The sequence below is a fragment of the uncultured Dokdonia sp. genome (genome assembly GCF_947496725.1).
Classification (GTDB): Bacteria; Bacteroidota; Bacteroidia; order Flavobacteriales; family Flavobacteriaceae; genus Dokdonia.
In genome coordinates this window covers 499,188-515,995 of sequence record NZ_CANMDS010000002.1, presented here as the reverse complement: position 1 = coordinate 515,995, position 16,808 = coordinate 499,188, and the positions used below count along the sequence as shown (strand labels likewise).

Genomic DNA, 16,808 nt, shown 5'->3' with positions numbered 1-16,808 from the left:
CATTTTTTGTGTATTTCATCGATTAAATACACAAAGTGTACGATTAAGTGCAAAAAGTTATTATCTTGCAGTCATAAATCATAACCCCAAATTATGAAACTGATTAACCAAAGTCTCTGCTTTATTGCAGCTATGCTACTTATCTGCTCTTGCAGTACCGATCCAATTAATGAGTCAGAAGAACTCACAACAAACCTTGAAGCACCAATCGAGGTTGAAAACGACACCGAACTAGCGCTCGAAGTGCTAGCTGTCTTAAATGCACATAGGGCAACATTAGGCCTTAGTGAGTTGCAATGGCACAACTACTCTGAAGATCTTGCTTTAGGTCACTCTAACTATATGGTTATACAGAGCGAGCCTAGCCACGATAATTTTTATGCACGTTCGGCGAGTTTACAAAATAACGGTGCACATATAGTAAGTGAGAATGTCGCTTATGGATATATGGATGCAGAGTCTGTTGTACAAGGTTGGTTAGGAAGTCCATCACACAAACAAGCACTAGAAGGTGACTACACACATACAGGTATAGGTATCGTAAAAAATGAAATGGGTGTACCTTATTACACACAGCTATTCTTTAGATAACCAAACAATCCCCAAATCTGTTTTGATTATCATCCCCACCTGCTATAGTAGGTGGGGATGTTTTTTTTACGCTTTCGCGAAAGCGTACTACTTTTTGTACTTTTATAGTAAATAAATAAGAAACATATGGCCATAGCACCTCCCTTTAATTTAAATAAATGGATAGAAGAAAATAGAGATCTTCTTAAACCACCCGTAGGTAATAAAAATCTTTACAAAGACGCTGGTGACTACATTGTTATGATTGTAGGTGGACCAAATGCCAGAAAAGACTATCATTATAATGAGACCGAAGAACTCTTTTTTCAACTAGAAGGACATATTGAGGTGCACGTACAAGACGAAGGTGTAAAGCGCACGATGAAACTAGGTCCGGGTGATATGTACTTACACCCAGCCGGGGTACCGCACTCGCCAGTGCGCCACGACAACTCAATAGGACTCGTAGTAGAACGTAAAAGACTAGACCTAGAAGGAACAGACGGTCTTTTATGGTACTGTGATAATTGTAATAACAAACTACACGAGGTATACTTTAAACTTCACGATGTAGAAAAAGACTTCCAGTCGCATTTTAAGGACTTCTATAATAGTGAGGAGCTTAGAACGTGCAACAACTGCGGTACGGTGATGGAAGTAGATGAACGTTTTACAGCAGATTGATAAAAAAACAGAATAATTTTTAGGGTGTATTTAATTATACACCCTTTTTTATGGAAACCTTTGAATTATTCTTAGATTTGACTCACATAGACTTCTCATATATGTTTGAGAAGTATAAATAGAAATTAACCCTTGAGTAAGGCAACTTTACTGGTTTTCTTATCTCAGTTATTCATAAAAAACGATGAGCACAGTAGCAAAAGATTTTGGAATGGACGAAGCGATGAAAATCCTCGGACTTTCTGCCATAAACGAAGGAACCTCAACGGGTCAAAAAAACTTTGGTAACGGTGAGATTATTGAATCACACTCACCAGTAGATGGTCAACTTATAGGTAAAGTAAAAACCACTACAAAAGAAGATTATGAGACGGTAATGAGTGCAGCTACAGCGGCGTTTAAAGATTTTAGAACAATGCCCGCTCCTGCTCGTGGAGAACTTGTACGTCAGTTTGGTAACAAGCTACGTGAGGTAAAAGAACCATTAGGAAAACTTGTTTCTTATGAGATGGGTAAATCATATCAAGAGGGTCTAGGTGAAGTACAAGAGATGATAGACATCTGTGACTTTGCGGTGGGGTTATCACGCCAGTTACACGGTCTTACAATGCACTCAGAAAGACCAGGTCACAGAATGTATGAGCAATACCACCCACTAGGTGTGGTAGGTATTATATCTGCCTTTAACTTTCCTGTAGCAGTATGGGCTTGGAACACGGCTCTTGCTTGGGTTTGTGGTGATGTATGTGTATGGAAACCATCAGAAAAAACACCGCTTTGTGGCGTTGCTTGTCAAAACATTATCGCAGAGGTGCTCAAGGCAAATGATATGCCAGAAGGTATCTCTTGTCTTATAAATGGAGATTACAAAGTAGGAGAAATGATGACTACAGATAAGCGTATACCTCTAGTATCTGCTACTGGATCTACACGTATGGGTAAGATTGTATCTGCTACTGTAGGAGAGCGTCTTGGTACATCGCTACTTGAACTAGGAGGTAACAATGCTATCATTGTGACACCAGACGCAGATATTAAGATGACCGTTATAGGTGCCGTTTTTGGAGCGGTAGGTACTGCAGGACAAAGATGTACATCTACACGTCGTCTTATCATACACGAGAGTGTGTATGATACGGTAAAAGATGCTATTGTAAAAGCATATGGACAACTACGCATAGGTAACCCACTAGATGAAAACAACCACGTGGGGCCACTTATAGATACCGATGCTGTTGCAAATTATAATAACGCCCTAGAGCGTGTGGTAGCAGAAGGTGGTAACATCATTGTAGAAGGTGGTGTTCTTGCAGGTGAAGGTTATGAGAGCGGTTGCTATGTAAAACCAGCAATAGCAGAGGCTAGTAATGAGTATGAGATTGTACAACACGAGACATTTGCTCCTGTTCTATACTTATTAAAATATACTGGAGACGTTATAGATGCACTAGAGTTACAAAATGGTGTAGCACAAGGTCTATCTTCTGCAATTATGACTAATAATTTACGTGAGGCAGAGCGTTTCTTAAGTGCGGCAGGATCAGACTGTGGTATTGCAAATGTAAATATAGGTACCTCTGGTGCAGAGATAGGTGGAGCCTTTGGAGGTGAGAAAGATACAGGTGGAGGACGCGAGTCTGGATCTGATGCTTGGAAAGTATATATGAGAAGACAAACTAACACAATAAACTATACCACAGAGCTTCCGCTTGCACAGGGTATCAAGTTTGATTTATAGATTATACTCTTTATAATTATTAAAAACCGTTTCTTTTATAGGAGCGGTTTTTTTATGCTTTCGCGAAAGCGTCACCCGCACAAAAAAGCTATCTTTCTACCACATTAATTACGAGATCACATTTGAAGCCGGCACGACATATTTTACCTACCATTGTTTTTACACAATTTTGTGGGACGTCATTATGGTTTTCTGGTAATGCGGTGATGCCTGGGCTCATAAGTGATTTTTATCTTAATCAAAATGCCGTAGCACATCTTACAACTGCTGTACAGCTAGGGTTTATAGTAGGTACGCTTCTATTTGCCATTTTTGCCATTGCAGACAGATATTCTCCTTCTAGGGTATTTCTAGTTTGTGCGACCACGGGCGCTTTGTTTAATCTTGCTATGATTTGGCAAGGTAACACGCTCTCTACATTGCTCTTATTGCGATTTCTCACCGGTTTTTTTCTAGCCGGAATATATCCTGTAGGGATGAAAATAGCAGCAGATTATTTTGACAAAGGACTGGGTCGCTCGCTGGGATATCTAGTAGGCGCTCTTGTGCTAGGTACCGCTTTTCCTCACCTGCTGGGTGATGTGCTATCTAGCATCTCTTGGCAAACCGTGATGCTTGTCACCTCTTGCACTGCAATATTTGGTGGGGTTTTATTACAATTACTGGTGCCAGACGGACCATACAGAAAGGTCGGAAGCGCCTTAAGCTTTAAACAGCTAAAAGATATATTTAAAGATCCTAATTTTAATAAGGCCGCACTAGGATATATAGGTCATATGTGGGAATTATACACCTTCTGGACGCTGGTTCCTGCCATTCTAATCATCTATCTAAAACAACATCCAGAAACGAGCTTATCTGTAAGCTTGTATTCATTTATTATTATAGGTTCCGGCTCCATTGCTTGTATAGCTGGTGGATATCTATCACAAAAAGTAGGAGTTCAAAAAATGGCAAAACTCTTTTTACTCTTTTCTGGTATGTGCTGCCTTATAGCGCCGTTGTTATTAAGCACAGCATATTACCCAGTTGTCATTGCGTTTCTCATTTTTTGGGGTATGGTCGTCATTGCAGACTCGCCGCTTTTTTCTACACTCGTAGCCCAGCGAGCAGCCCCATCTGTAAAAGGTACCGCTTTAACAATGGTAAATTGTATAGGATTTGCTATTACCATCATAAGTATACAGACACTTGTGTTATTACAGAACTTTATGCCACTTATGTATGTCTTACCACTTCTCGCTATAGGTCCCGTTTTTGGGCTTCTAGCTATGAGAAGTAGATAATTCTTTCTTTTTACGCTTTCGCGAAAGCGTAATCTCATTCCACCGTAATTTTACTAAGATAAGGGCTTGCCACTTACAGCCTATGAAGTTATCTTTTTGTAAACATTTGAAAATCAGCAAAACACACTAAACAATGTGTTTTACAAGGATTGAACTCCCAAAAATGCTCGACAAACCCATTAAAATCGTCGAGGAAATACATAAATTTCTAACAATCAATGCATAAAATGCTGTTATGTTAAAATTTTAACTAACTTTAAGTCACACGAACCATTTAAACCTAACCAATATGAGTAAGAAATCAGGATACCTACTTGGTATGCTACTTACGATTATCATTTGTATGATTTTGGCTTGGATTTTTTGTTGTGGAGCCGGCGCAAGCGCTGCTTCTACTACAGATAAGCAAGAAACAACAGTAGATGATCAAAACGCAGTAGCTGCTGCCACAGCGGCCACCTCAATGGGCTTCAATTTAAGAGGCACAGACGGAAACTTTGCTTTTACAAGCAACGACAATTTTAATTTTAATAGTTCAGACTTTGCCATCATTACTCCTGTAGCAGGAGATGTAAACAATGGTATTGCAAAGCTTAAAGGCTATTTTGATGCAGAAGGTAATGACAACAAAATGGTCAATATTACTGGCTATTATGACAGTGATGAAGTAAACAACTCGGCTTATGCAAACCTAGGTCTTGCACGTGCCACTGCTGTAAAAAATTACTTTGTAGATCAAGGTATCTCTTCAAGTCGCATTAACACCTATGGTGAGCTACGCGAAGAATTAGTTCCAGATGGAGATATTTATAGAGGACCTGTTTCATACAATCTCTACGCACAAGCCGCCGAAGATGAGGCCAAAGCGCAAGAAGACCTTGCAAATATGGCTGAAGCTATTAAGGCAGACCCGCTAGTAATTTATTTTGACTACTCAGAGGCTTCTGTAAACCTCAACGCGCAACAGCGTAAAAAACTAGGAGACATCACACGTTATCTTGATAAGGTAGAAGGATCTAGCATTACGGTAGAAGGACACACAGACAGTCAAGGTAGTATGGCTACAAATGATAGACTGGGACTTGAGCGTGCAGAATTTGGCAAGCAATACCTTCAAAACAATGGGATTGCAGGTGCAAAAATCAAAACTGTTACAAAGGGAGAACGTAACCCTATTGCAACAAATGATACAGAAGAAGGCCGCGCTCAAAACAGACGCGCCGTAATAACTATAAACTAACTCATTAAAAAATATACATATGGATTTTTCAAATATAGCTTGCTGGATCTGGCCACTTATAGCCGGAGTAGTATGCGGAATTTTAGGATACTTACTAGGTAGACTCTTTGGTAGCTCTAAAGAAGAAACAACAACTCACGACACCTATGATTACAAGGCAGATCTTGATGCGTGTAGAAAGAAAACAGCCTCACTAGAAGCAGACCTAGAGGCGTGTAGAACAAAGCTTAAGGCTACACCTCCACCAGCGGCTCCAGCAGCAGCTAGTACCACCGCAAGTATGGCGAGCTCATTTGCAGCCGGTGCAGCGACAAGCGAGACCGTTATTGCAAATACAAATACGAGTGCACCATCACCGTCTATAGGTATCATAGGCGTACCATTTGATGCAGCAGCGGCAAAAGGTGTGTATGGTAAGAAAAGAATAAAAGAAGATGATCTTACTATTGTAGAAGGAATAGGTCCAAAAATATCTGAGCTCTTCCATAATCACGATATCAAAACGTGGGCAGCACTTGCAAGCACTTCTGTAGAGAAGTGTCAAGAGGTTCTTAACTCTGGTGGTAAACGCTTTGAAATACATCGTCCAGGCACCTGGCCTATGCAAGCCGAAATGGCCGCTCTAGGAAAGTGGGCAGATCTTAAAAAATGGCAAGACGAGCACGATTACGGTAAAGCGTAAATAGCTCTATATTTCATATAAAAAAAGTCCGCTATGATATGTTTCATAGCGGACTTTAATTTCATAAACAGTTCTTTTCTATAACAATGTGGCATCTAGGGTAATCTGGGCTTTCATAAGCTTAGATAGTGGGCACACTTCTTTTGCCTTAGTTGCTATTTTTTCAAATTCTTCTGTTGAGATATTTGGAACCTTACCTTTTGTGGTGAGGTGAATTTTTGTAATCTCCCCATCTTCAAAAGTTACGTCTGCACTCGTATCTAGAGCATCTGCTACGTAGTCTTCTTCATTGAGTAAAAAACTAAGTTGCATTGTATAACATCCAGAATGTGCTGCTCCTATAAGTTCCTCTGGATTTGTGCCTACTCCGTCTTCAAATCGGGTCCCAAAGGCATATTGTGCTTTATCTAGCACGGTACTTTCGGTAGAGATTGTTCCTTTTCCTTCTTTTCCGCTTCCTTCCCAGTGTGCGCTTGCGCTTCTTGTAAATTTCATTGTCTTTTTTGTTTAAAGATATAAGTATTCCGCTTTCGCGAAAGCGGCATTAACACCTTATAACATTGCGTTTAACAAAGATTTACAACACAAAAATTATCCCGCTCCCTGAGCAAAAACCACAATCACACCTATAATAATAAGTGCAGCAAGTATGGCAAAAAATATTTTCCAGAACGAATAAGGTCTTTTACCAGAAAGCGCGCCCGTCTCACCGTTTACAAAGAAGTTATACTCCTTACCATTGTAACGATAAGAGCTCACATAAACGGGTAATAAAATATGCTTAAAGGTCTCCTCTGCAAGCTTCATATCTATAGAGGTTACTAGCTGCGTGTCGCCCCCTATATCTCCAGCGGCCCAGCTTGTGGCGATTTGCTTTGCCGTCTCACGTGACTTGGTATGACCATCTTTAAGAGGGATGGTATACTTTTCTGTCACAAAACCAGATAAGAATCCGCTATTGAAGGGTTGTAGCTTTTTAAGATCCCAGCGTGCAATTTTAGAGGGAACTCTACCAGCGCGTTGTTTTGATGCTTTTATGAGCGTGTCATCTACAAATCCAGACACGTGACCAGAGGCGGGATACCATCTTGTTTTACGCACCTGCCTGCTCTTTCTATTACCATCACTATCGCGATAGGTTTGTGTCTCATAATAATACTCACCACGCTGTCCCGTATAGTTTGCAGCAAGCTGTGCATCAAAGGTCCAATAAGGCAAGTACAGCCCCTTTGTAAACTGAGGGTCTAGTGAGGCTTTCTTCAGTTTATTAGGCGCCCACCATAGACCGTTTACCCACTTTTTAAAAATAGTAAAAGAGGCACTCTGATCTATCTGAAATGGCAAGACAGCTCCTGGTAATATCCAGTCTTCCTTGCGGGCATCTTCAAGTATGAGTGGCATACTACAATACACGCAGTGTAGGGATTTATAGTTTTCTTCTACGTGCTGGTTTGCTCCACAATTTTTGCAATGCAACATAGAGATTTCTTCGCTGTTTTTTTGATCACCCATACTTTCTAGGTATGGATACAGTTCTAGCTCTTCAAACTTGCTAGTCTCTAGTGATATCTCTTCTTTATGACCGCAATACTCACAAGTGATGGCTGTGGTACCTGGCTTATACTTGAGCTCTGCCCCGCAATTTATGCAGGCCTTTTTAAGTTCGGTTTTATGTCTGGGGTTTTCTTCCATATGGGCATAGGGTAATTACGCTTTCGCGAAAGCGCACATAGGCTATTACATTGTAAAATTTTTAAACCGGCAGTGGCGGCGGTGTGTTACCTCCTAAAAACGACTTAAGCTCCTCTACCTCCTGCAATGCTGTCCATCCAGCCATACCTTGCTTCCATACAAGGCTCTCTTTATTGATAGTGCGGTTTGCAAATAAAGCCTTGAGCTGATCTATACCTACGGGTCCTTGTTGCGCACCGTTTACTGCATAAAAATATTGTACGGCGGCTGGCATAGGTGGCGGCATCATTCCACCTTGATTCATTTGTGGTTGTGCTTGTTGTTGTCCTCCCATTTGTGGAGACATCATTCCTCCCATTTGTTGTGCGAGTACAAAGCCCATTCCCATTCCCATTCCTGCACCTGCTGTACCGCCTTCATTTGCTGCTGCAGCTTCTATAGCTTTGGCAGTTTTGAACTTAGTAAGTTTATCTAGGTCTATTTTATCCAAACGGCTATATTCAAATATTTCTTTCTTGAGGTCTTCTGGCATCGATACATTCTCGATGTAAAACTTCTCAAGAGAAATACCCACAGACATAAACTCTGGCTTCATCACCTCTTGGCACGTCTCAGAAAGCTCAGAAGTATTTGCCGCATAGAGCTCTATAGGGAGATTTGCTTCTCCTACCGTATCTGTAAATCTAGTAGCAATGAGACTTTTAAGATGCTCATTAATTTCAAAATTTGTAAAGTTATTATCTGTCCCTACGATGTCTACAATAAACTTCCCAGCATCTGCAATTTTAAAGGCATAAGTACCAAAAGCGCGAATCTCAACTAGTCCAAAACGGTCATCACTTAATGTTATAGGGTTTTTAGTCCCCCACTTCTCATCTGTAAATAAGTGTGTGTTTACAAAATAAACTTCTGCTTTAAATGGAGAGTTAAAGCCATATTTCCACCCTTTTAGTGTTGAAAGAATGGGTAAGTTTTGCGTAGTAAGGTCATATGTACCTGGTGTAAAAACATCTGCAAGTTGTCCCTCGTTTACAAATACAGCTGTCTGTCCTTCACGTACAATGAGCTTTGCACCGTTTTTAATCTCGTTTTGATAACGTTCAAAACGGTGTGCAATCGTGTCATCTGTGTAGTCTAGCCACTCTACAATATCTATAAACTCGTTGCTGAGCTTCTCTTTAATCTTGCTAAAAATATCCATAGGTTGTGTTGTTTTAACTATTGGTGGCTTGAAGATACAAAATGTTACAAAAAACCGGCTATTGTTCCCCCAAACAATAGCCGGTTTTAAAGTGCCTAAGCAAAGGCTAATTCAAACTTAAGATTTTTTGATTTTCTAATTCTGATACTCATAGGAGCTACCATCTGGAAACTCGATAGAAAAAAATGACACGTCAAATTCTTCATCTTGGCATATTTGCTCTAGAAGTCCCCATTCTTCTGTTTGCGATTTCATAATTGTTTTATTTAATGATTACTACAGCACAAATATGCAACCATAAACAGATTAGTATGTAGCTATAATGGCGCATATTGCTTAGGGTTTTTACCCCTAATCCTACGGGTGCATTCATCGCAACTTATGATTAGTTTGTATCTATTGTTTTGTGTTAAGCTTTCGCGAAAGCGTAATAGACCCTATAAGATTTGGTATTTTTGAACCTTACATTTTAAAAGAAATTATATGCTTACTATAGATCCAAAAGATATTCCTGTTTCTGAGTTATTTGGTCACCTTACAGGTGCAGTGGGGCCACGTCCCATAGCATTTGCAAGTACTGTAGATAAGGATGGTAATGTAAATCTGGCTCCTTTTAGTTTTTTTAATGTCTTTGGGGCAAATCCTCCCATACTTGTGTACTCACCCTCTCGTAGCGGGAGAGATAATACAACAAAAAACACGCTAGATAACGTGCTAGAGGTTGCAGAGTGTACGGTAAATATGGTAAACTATGCAATGGTACAGCAAATGTCGCTCGCAAGTACAGCTTATGCAAAGGGCGTAAATGAATTTGTAAAAGCTGGTCTTACAGAGCTTGCCTCAGAAACGGTAACACCTCCTCGCGTGGCAGAATCTCCAGTGCAGTTTGAGTGTAAGGTAATCGAGGTAAAAGCTCTAGGTGATCAAGGTGGCGCCGGTAACCTCGTGATATGCGAGATTCTTAAAATGCATATAGATAAAACCATTCTTACAGAGGCTGGTGCCATAGACCCACTTAAAATAGATCAAGTATCACGTATGGGCGCAAACTGGTATAGCCGTGCAAAAGAAGGGCTTTTTGAAGTGCCAAAACCTATTGCAAAAACAGGAATAGGCGTAGATCAAATTCCAGAAAACATACGCCTGAGCGATATACTTACTGGTAATGACCTCGGGATGCTGGGTAATGTAGAGCAACTCCCTACCCAGGCACAAATAGATACATTTATAGCAAGTGATGCACATATAAAGGAACTAGTAAAAACAGGCGACGACCTTGTGATACACAAAAAAGCGCAAGAATTATTGGCTCAAAAAAATGTGAATAACGCGTGGAAGATTCTACTCGCAAAACGTTAGAATTTTCATAGATTTACACCCTAATAATTGAACACGATGGAAGTACAAGGAAAAGTAAAAATGATAGGTGAGACTCAAACTTTTGGGAGTAATGGGTTTAGAAAGAGAGAGATTGTTGTCACAACAGAAGAGCAGTATCCACAGCACATAATGGTGGAGTTTGTACAAGATAAAACAGACTTACTTAATAACTACTCTGTAGGTCAAAATGTAAAAATAAGCATTAACCTAAGAGGTCGTGAGTGGGTAAACCCACAGGGAGAAACAAAATATTTTAACTCAATACAAGGATGGCGCATAGAGAATCTTGCAGCAGCAAATGCTGGTGGAGGACAACCATTACCTCCTATGCCTCCTGCAGACTCTTTTGAACCTGCAACAAATCTTAATAGCGACGACCACGACGATCTACCGTTTTAAATCGATAAAGTGCTTACTAGCAACAGTTTAAAACCCAAATCAACTCAATTGATTTGGGTTTTTTACTTTAAAGCTATGAAAGTCTATCACCTGTGTCAAAATTGCTATAAGAATTTTACAGCTAGTAACACTAGCATCAAACACCCTGTAAATGAGTTAAATAAACCCATATGCAAGTCGTGTGAACGTGCCAGTTCTCCAAAACGTGTCTCAAGCGCAATTATAGAAGCAGCCATTACGGGATGCCTAATGCTTGTTACAAGCTATCTTTTACTAGAAAATCTCACACAAGTAGCGCTCGTTGCAATTATATACACCATCCCTGCACTTTTATATATTTTATACACTAGAAAGAATTTTGACCACATACAAGCGTTTAATAGTAATAAGGCATAGTTATCTTTGCCCTACCTATTAAATTAAATTGTGCTACCACTACCAGATCACCATATGTTTTCTAATGATCCTTGGTTTCCAGACCACCATCTGGCAGACGAAGAGGGTCTCCTTATGGTAGGTGGTGATCTTACCCCAGACTGGTTATTACTTGCCTATAGATCTGGGATTTTTCCTTGGTATAATGAGGGGCAACCCATTTTATGGTGGACACCAGACCCTAGAATGGTAGTGGCTCCGCAAGATGTACACGTATCAAAATCTATGCGCAAATTACTGCGCGACAACCCTTTTACAGTTACTTATAATCAAAATTTTCTAGAAGTTATACTCGCCTGTAAACGTATTAAAAGAGATGGACAGCAAGGCACCTGGATTACAAATGACGTCGTAGAAGCTTACCTAAGACTTCACCAGCTAGGCTATGCCATCTCTGTAGAAGTCTGGTATGAAGACAAACTCGTAGGAGGTCTGTATGGCATAGACTTGCAAGATAAAGGTGTTTTTTGTGGCGAGAGTATGTTTGCCACTGTAAGTAATGCTAGTAAAGTGGGATTTATTACGCTTTCGCGAAAGCTTACTAAAAACGGATACAAGCTCATAGACTGCCAGATGTACACAGACCATCTCGCAAGCCTAGGCGCCGCCGAAATACCTAGAGAAACCTTTTTAGAATATCTTAAATAGTAGCTTTACTACTCTTGTACCATCTTGTACCTAAAACAGTTTACATCGTGATCATTTACCATCCCTATAGCCTGCATAAATGCATAGATAATGGTACTTCCCACAAACTTGAAGCCTCTCTTTTTTAGATCTTTAGATATTTTATCACTTAGAGGTGTATTTGCAGGGCATTCCTTATAATCATTCCAGTGATTTTGTATGGGTGTATTATCTACATAATCCCATAGGTATTTTGAAAAACTGCCGTATTCCTTTTGGATTTCCATAAACAGCCTTGCATTTGTAACCGTACCACGTACTTTTAGCTTGTTTCTTATAATACCAGCATCTTGCAGGAGCAATTGTATTTTATCTTCCTTATAAGCGGCAATGCGCTTGTAATCAAAATTATTAAAGGCAACTCTAAAGTTTTCTCTCTTTTTTAAAATTGTAATCCAGCTCAATCCCGCTTGAAAAGTCTCAAGAACCAAAAACTCAAAGAGTAGATCTTCATCCCTAAGCGGAGTTCCCCACTCGTTATCGTGATAAGCCTCATATAGGTCATCACCCACACACCAGCCACATCTATGTTTTTCCATACGGTTACAATTTGTTTTTCTAACTCGAAAGATAGTAAGTTTGTAGTAAAGCCTGCGACATAATGGCTATGGAAACTATGCAAAAAACAACAGCACAACTAGTAACAGAAAGTCTCTCTGAGGCAATCTCTTACCAAGATTATAGAGTACTTACAGAAACTCACGCCCTAGAAGGTACAAATACAGGTCCAGAAGTCACAGAGGCATTGCACAACTATACAATGCTCAATCACAAACGTATGAAGCGTCTAGATAAGACTATAAAACTGTCTGAAGAAGCTCAAAACGCAATAAAGCAATATGACAATAAAACCAATTGGCTTGTACTAACAGAAAGCTGGTGTGGTGACGCGGCACAAACAATGCCTGTAATGCAAAAGTTTGCAGACCTCAACCCTAACATTGACTTTAAGGTCATTCTAAGAGATGAAAATCTTGAGCTTATGGATCGCTTTTTATACAACGGTGGTCGGTCTATCCCAAGACTTATTGCCTTTGACAATGAAACTCAAGAAGTACTTGGAGACTGGGGACCACGTCCATCTGAAGCTACAAAAATGGTAAATGATTATAAAGAAGCTCACGGCAAACTCACACCAGAGTTTAAACAAGACTTACAAGTGTGGTATAATAAAGACAAAGGCCAGAACACTGTAGAAGATTTACTTCATCTATTAAAGTAGATTAAGCTTATCCTTGAAAATCAAAAGTCACACTGCCTAGCTGTGTGGCTTTTGTTCCTTTATCAAAGTACGCTCTGTTTAAATATTTCATAGCCTGATCTATAAGGCATCCATTTGCGCTTGAAGAAGCATTTTTATTAAACGTTTTTTTTACAATAACTCCCTTATCATTTACAGTAATATTTATGACCACCTTCCCAAAAGCGTCACAAGTATACACGGGGTTAGGTAAAGCAATAGCTGTACGACCTACTAAGTTATAAGAAACAGTACTCTGTCTGTAAGCGCTCTTTTTCTTAATACCTCTAGCATCCTCCCTTGCCTCTATTGTAGCTTGTACTTCTTTCTTCTTTTCTTCTAGAGCAGCTTCTCTAGCCTCTTGCAGGGCGTTGAGTTGATTATTTGTGCGCTCATTAAGATTTTCAACACTGCTTTGCTGGCGCTGTGCAATGACCTTTCTTATCTCATCCTCTTCTTGCAGCGCTTTAGATAATTCACTTGAGTTGTATGCTCTGTTAGATATGCGAGTTCTTTGCTGTACAGGTGTTTTGGTTTCTTCCTCCGGTTCTTCTAGATTTTGGGTAATAACGGGTATTTCTATAAACTCCTCTGCTATCTCACCCTGATATGGTTTTACTCCCAAAAAGAAAAATACAAGCACTAGAAAACTCGCTCCAAAAACGGTAATGAGTAGTGCCTTATCTGATGGGGATAATTTCATAGGTATTTAAAAGTTACAAAAAATAAGCCATAAGTTATGGCTCGTAGGTGGCGCGCCTCTAGATATCGGCAGGATTGCTCTGCGTAATGTCTCTTATAAAGTCATCTAGTAGGTGTGCATTATCTACGCTATAGTCGCCTATTTTGGTTCTTCTAAGCGCCGTAAGGTGGGCACCACTTTTAAGCCCTTCTCCAAAATCGAACGCTAGTGATCGTATATAAGTACCTTTACTGCAGCTTACTTTAAAATCTACTTCGGGCATTTCAATGCGTGTGATTTCAAAAGATGAGATGTGTATCTCTCGCTTCGGAATTTCTACTTCCTCACCTGCTCTTGCAAACTCATACAGACGCTTCCCTTCTTTCTTCAGTGCCGAAAATACAGGTGGACGCTGCATTATTTTTCCTTGATACGCTTTCGCGAAAGCGTATATATCCTCCTCAGTGATATGCTCGGTAGGGTATTCTTTATCTATGGCTGTCTCCAGGTCATAACTAGGCGTGGTGCCACCTAGAGTGATGGTGCCAGTATATTCCTTCTCCTGACCCATAAACTCGTGTAGACGCTTTGTAAACTTACCTGTACATATAATCATAAGACCAGTAGCTAGCGGGTCTAGTGTGCCTGCGTGCCCTACTTTGATCTTTTTTATGTTTCGGTTCTTACGTATAAGCCAGCGCACTTTGTTTACTAGCTGGAAGGAAGTCCACTCAAGAGGCTTGTCAAAAATAAGCACTTGGCCATCTCTAAAATCTTGATCTGTAAGGCTCGTTATCTTAGACATAGACTTAGTTATAAAGTGAGAAACCTATCGCAATAACTCCTACAATGAGGCAGTATATAGCAAACCAAGAGAGTTTACTTTTCTTCACAAGTTTTATCATCCAGGTGCAGGCTATAAGTCCCGCAACAAAGGCAGATATAAAACCTATCACTAGTACAGAGACATTACCTGTTTGAGTCGTAATTGCACCGTCCATAAGGTCCTTTGCAATTTTTCCAAAAATAAGTGGAATCACCATTAAAAACGAAAAACGTGCTGCCTTACTCTTATCATTACCCAGTAATACAGAGGTAGATATAGTCGCTCCACTTCGTGAGATACCAGGTATCATAGCAACTGCTTGAGAAACGCCAATTATAAATGCATTTGAAAAAGTTACATTCTTTTGAGTGTCTTTTGCTCTATCTGCAAAGTATAGTAGTACAGCTGTCACAAGCAGCATACAGCCTACAAGCATAATATTTCCACCAAAAAGTGCTTCTAGTTGCTCCTCAAAAAAGAGCCCTACAATAACTGCAGGTATCATTGACAAGACAATTTTTGCCGAAAATTGTGTTTCTTCATTCCACTGGAATGAAAACAATCCGCTTAGAATTTCTATGATATCTTTTCTAAAAACTACGATGGTAGAAAGTGCTGTTGCAAAATGTACCACTACGGTAAACATAAGGCTCTCTTCTGGTACAGAAGTATCTCCTAGTATGGCTTTACCTAGCTCGAGGTGCCCACTAGATGAAACAGGTAAAAACTCTGTGAGTCCTTGAATGACACCAAGGATAAATGCGTCAAGATTATTCATAGGGCAAAGATAAAACTGTAGTTATAAGCGGCAAGTGTTACTTACCTTTATTAGGATTTAATAAGATGGCATATACTTCTATACCAAAACCTATAAGTATTACTGCTGGGGCAAGACGTATGCGTCTCCAAGAGTAAATCTCTGGGTTAAACACATTAGGGTCATCACTACCTCCTCCAGACATAAGTATAAAACCTAAGGCTATAACTCCAAGGCCTATAAGCATCCACGTAAAATTTTTCTTCCCAAATATAAATTCGGTAGTTTGTTTTGATACTTCTTTACGTTTTTGTTCTCCCATAATACATCTACTAATTCGGCTAGTAGTATAGCTCGTCTGTGCGCAAATTTAAGAAACGTTGTGTTGCCAGAAAGGTACTAAACCAAGTAATGAGTATTCCCATTAAAAACACACCTCCAAATAATGCTCCTAGTACAAGCGGGTCATCTAGTAATGTGAGTTGCGGAAATGCTTTATTTGCGTAATACAGCACTCCTGCCATACCTGCTATAGCGATAAGCGCACCTATAATGCCTAGGCGCACACTCTTCCATACAAAGGGACGTCTTATAAAACGTTTTGTCGCACCTACCATTTGCATTGTCTTTATTGTAAAACGCTTTGCATACACAGATAGTCGTATAGAGCTATTGATAAGCAGTACTGCGATAAACGTAAATATGCCAGAGATAATGAGTATCCACAGGCTTATTTTTTTGATATTATCGTTAAGCAATGATATGAGAGGTTTATCATAAGTTACTTCTTCTACAAAGTCTTTTGATGCAATCTCGTTTGCTATTTCTTCTACCTTCTCTGCAGATACATAATCTGCATTGAGGTATAAGTCTATGCTATTTTGAAGCGGGTTCTCACCAAGGTAATCTACAAAGTTTTCTCCCAAGGCTTCACTATGAGCTGCCGCAGCCTCTTCTTTTGAAACAAATTTTATAGATTTTGTGTACGCTGCAAGAGAAAGTGTTTTCTCTAGCTGTTTCATCTCCACATCTTTTGCAGTGTCTTTAAAATAAACACCTACGGCAATAGTCTCCTTAAAATAATCTGCTACCTTCTTGGTATTGAGGACAAGTAACCCCAAAATCCCCAATAGAAAAAGAACCAAAGCAATACTAATCACCACCGAAAAATAGGAGGTAATTAATCGTCTTTTCTGGTATTTTTCAAAAGATGAACTCATTTGCTAGGGTTTTGAGTAAAAGTAGTAAATCCTGCACACTCCGTTATCAAACGAAGAGATTCTGATTGTATTATTATTAAATATACAGA

The 16,808-nt window shown here is 39.7% G+C and carries 20 protein-coding genes; 11 read left to right on the top strand and 9 right to left on the bottom strand.

What is annotated here, in order from left to right:
• Nucleotides 1-93: 93 nt before the first annotated feature.
• The 6 genes from Q0948_RS06215 to Q0948_RS06190 all read left to right on the top strand — a co-directional run bounded on the left by Q0948_RS06215 (nucleotide 94) and on the right by Q0948_RS06190 (nucleotide 6,200).
• Nucleotides 94-591 (top strand): CAP domain-containing protein, encoded by a 498-nt coding sequence (locus tag Q0948_RS06215; RefSeq protein ID WP_298349959.1) that lies wholly within the window; start codon nucleotides 94-96, stop codon nucleotides 589-591.
• Between the two features lie 126 nt (nucleotides 592-717).
• On the top strand, nucleotides 718-1,254 hold the full coding sequence (locus tag Q0948_RS06210) for a 3-hydroxyanthranilate 3,4-dioxygenase (RefSeq protein ID WP_038598325.1): 537 nt from the start codon (nucleotides 718-720) through the stop codon (nucleotides 1,252-1,254).
• A 184-nt stretch (nucleotides 1,255-1,438) separates the two neighbouring features.
• On the top strand, nucleotides 1,439-2,992 hold the full coding sequence (locus Q0948_RS06205) for an aldehyde dehydrogenase family protein (protein ID WP_298349956.1): 1,554 nt from the start codon (nucleotides 1,439-1,441) through the stop codon (nucleotides 2,990-2,992).
• 122 nt (nucleotides 2,993-3,114) lie between these two features.
• A complete protein-coding gene (locus Q0948_RS06200; RefSeq protein ID WP_298349954.1) occupies nucleotides 3,115-4,278 on the top strand; it encodes an MFS transporter in 1,164 nt (387 codons plus the stop codon).
• Nucleotides 4,279-4,567: 289 nt separating this feature from the next.
• On the top strand, nucleotides 4,568-5,518 hold the full coding sequence (locus tag Q0948_RS06195; RefSeq protein WP_298349952.1) for an OmpA family protein: 951 nt from the start codon (nucleotides 4,568-4,570) through the stop codon (nucleotides 5,516-5,518).
• Nucleotides 5,519-5,537: 19 nt separating this feature from the next.
• On the top strand, nucleotides 5,538-6,200 hold the full coding sequence (locus Q0948_RS06190) for a hypothetical protein (RefSeq protein WP_298349949.1): 663 nt from the start codon (nucleotides 5,538-5,540) through the stop codon (nucleotides 6,198-6,200).
• Between the two features lie 78 nt (nucleotides 6,201-6,278).
• On the opposite strand, the gene Q0948_RS06185 is transcribed toward Q0948_RS06190, so the two are convergent.
• From Q0948_RS06185 to Q0948_RS06175, 3 genes are all read right to left on the bottom strand, one after another.
• Entirely contained in the window at nucleotides 6,279-6,695 is a 417-nt protein-coding gene (locus tag Q0948_RS06185) for an OsmC family protein (RefSeq protein ID WP_298349947.1), read from the bottom strand.
• Between the two features lie 96 nt (nucleotides 6,696-6,791).
• Nucleotides 6,792-7,892, bottom strand: coding sequence for a DNA helicase PriA (locus Q0948_RS06180; RefSeq protein ID WP_298349945.1), 1,101 nt, complete (start codon nucleotides 7,890-7,892; stop codon nucleotides 6,792-6,794).
• 61 nt (nucleotides 7,893-7,953) lie between these two features.
• On the bottom strand, nucleotides 7,954-9,093 hold the full coding sequence (locus Q0948_RS06175; protein WP_298349943.1) for an SPFH domain-containing protein: 1,140 nt from the start codon (nucleotides 9,091-9,093) through the stop codon (nucleotides 7,954-7,956).
• A gap of 483 nt (nucleotides 9,094-9,576) precedes the next feature.
• Here Q0948_RS06175 and Q0948_RS06170 point away from each other — a divergent pair, with 483 nt between their 5' ends.
• The 4 genes from Q0948_RS06170 to aat all read left to right on the top strand — a co-directional run bounded on the left by Q0948_RS06170 (nucleotide 9,577) and on the right by aat (nucleotide 11,955).
• Entirely contained in the window at nucleotides 9,577-10,452 is an 876-nt protein-coding gene (locus tag Q0948_RS06170) for a flavin reductase family protein (protein WP_298349940.1), read from the top strand.
• Nucleotides 10,453-10,488: 36 nt separating this feature from the next.
• Nucleotides 10,489-10,872, top strand: a complete 384-nt coding sequence (locus Q0948_RS06165) for a DUF3127 domain-containing protein (protein WP_035326409.1) — start codon at nucleotides 10,489-10,491, stop codon at nucleotides 10,870-10,872.
• Nucleotides 10,873-10,947: 75 nt separating this feature from the next.
• Nucleotides 10,948-11,268: a hypothetical protein gene (locus Q0948_RS06160; RefSeq protein WP_298349937.1), complete on the top strand. Its 321-nt coding sequence runs from the start codon at nucleotides 10,948-10,950 to the stop codon at nucleotides 11,266-11,268.
• A gap of 54 nt (nucleotides 11,269-11,322) precedes the next feature.
• A complete protein-coding gene (gene aat, locus Q0948_RS06155) occupies nucleotides 11,323-11,955 on the top strand; it encodes a leucyl/phenylalanyl-tRNA--protein transferase (protein ID WP_298350218.1) in 633 nt (210 codons plus the stop codon).
• A gap of 8 nt (nucleotides 11,956-11,963) precedes the next feature.
• Here aat and Q0948_RS06150 read toward each other — a convergent pair whose 3' ends face one another.
• Nucleotides 11,964-12,533, bottom strand: coding sequence for a DNA-3-methyladenine glycosylase I (locus Q0948_RS06150; RefSeq protein WP_298349935.1), 570 nt, complete (start codon nucleotides 12,531-12,533; stop codon nucleotides 11,964-11,966).
• Nucleotides 12,534-12,601: 68 nt separating this feature from the next.
• Here Q0948_RS06150 and Q0948_RS06145 point away from each other — a divergent pair, with 68 nt between their 5' ends.
• Entirely contained in the window at nucleotides 12,602-13,216 is a 615-nt protein-coding gene (locus tag Q0948_RS06145; RefSeq protein WP_298349933.1) for a thioredoxin family protein, read from the top strand.
• 7 nt (nucleotides 13,217-13,223) lie between these two features.
• On the opposite strand, the gene Q0948_RS06140 is transcribed toward Q0948_RS06145, so the two are convergent.
• The 5 genes from Q0948_RS06140 to Q0948_RS06120 are packed head-to-tail and all read right to left on the bottom strand — an operon-like array spanning nucleotide 13,224 to nucleotide 16,719.
• Nucleotides 13,224-13,937, bottom strand: a complete 714-nt coding sequence (locus tag Q0948_RS06140; protein WP_298349931.1) for a hypothetical protein — start codon at nucleotides 13,935-13,937, stop codon at nucleotides 13,224-13,226.
• 58 nt (nucleotides 13,938-13,995) lie between these two features.
• Entirely contained in the window at nucleotides 13,996-14,721 is a 726-nt protein-coding gene (gene truB, locus Q0948_RS06135; protein WP_298349930.1) for a tRNA pseudouridine(55) synthase TruB, read from the bottom strand.
• 4 nt (nucleotides 14,722-14,725) lie between these two features.
• Nucleotides 14,726-15,520, bottom strand: coding sequence for an undecaprenyl-diphosphatase UppP (gene uppP / locus Q0948_RS06130; RefSeq protein ID WP_298349928.1), 795 nt, complete (start codon nucleotides 15,518-15,520; stop codon nucleotides 14,726-14,728).
• Between the two features lie 37 nt (nucleotides 15,521-15,557).
• On the bottom strand, nucleotides 15,558-15,821 hold the full coding sequence (locus Q0948_RS06125; protein ID WP_035326394.1) for a DUF3098 domain-containing protein: 264 nt from the start codon (nucleotides 15,819-15,821) through the stop codon (nucleotides 15,558-15,560).
• Nucleotides 15,822-15,840: 19 nt separating this feature from the next.
• Nucleotides 15,841-16,719 carry a permease-like cell division protein FtsX gene (locus Q0948_RS06120; protein ID WP_038598289.1) on the bottom strand — a complete coding sequence of 293 codons (879 nt, stop codon included), beginning with the start codon at nucleotides 16,717-16,719 and terminating at the stop codon, nucleotides 15,841-15,843.
• Nucleotides 16,720-16,808: the final 89 nt, after the last annotated feature.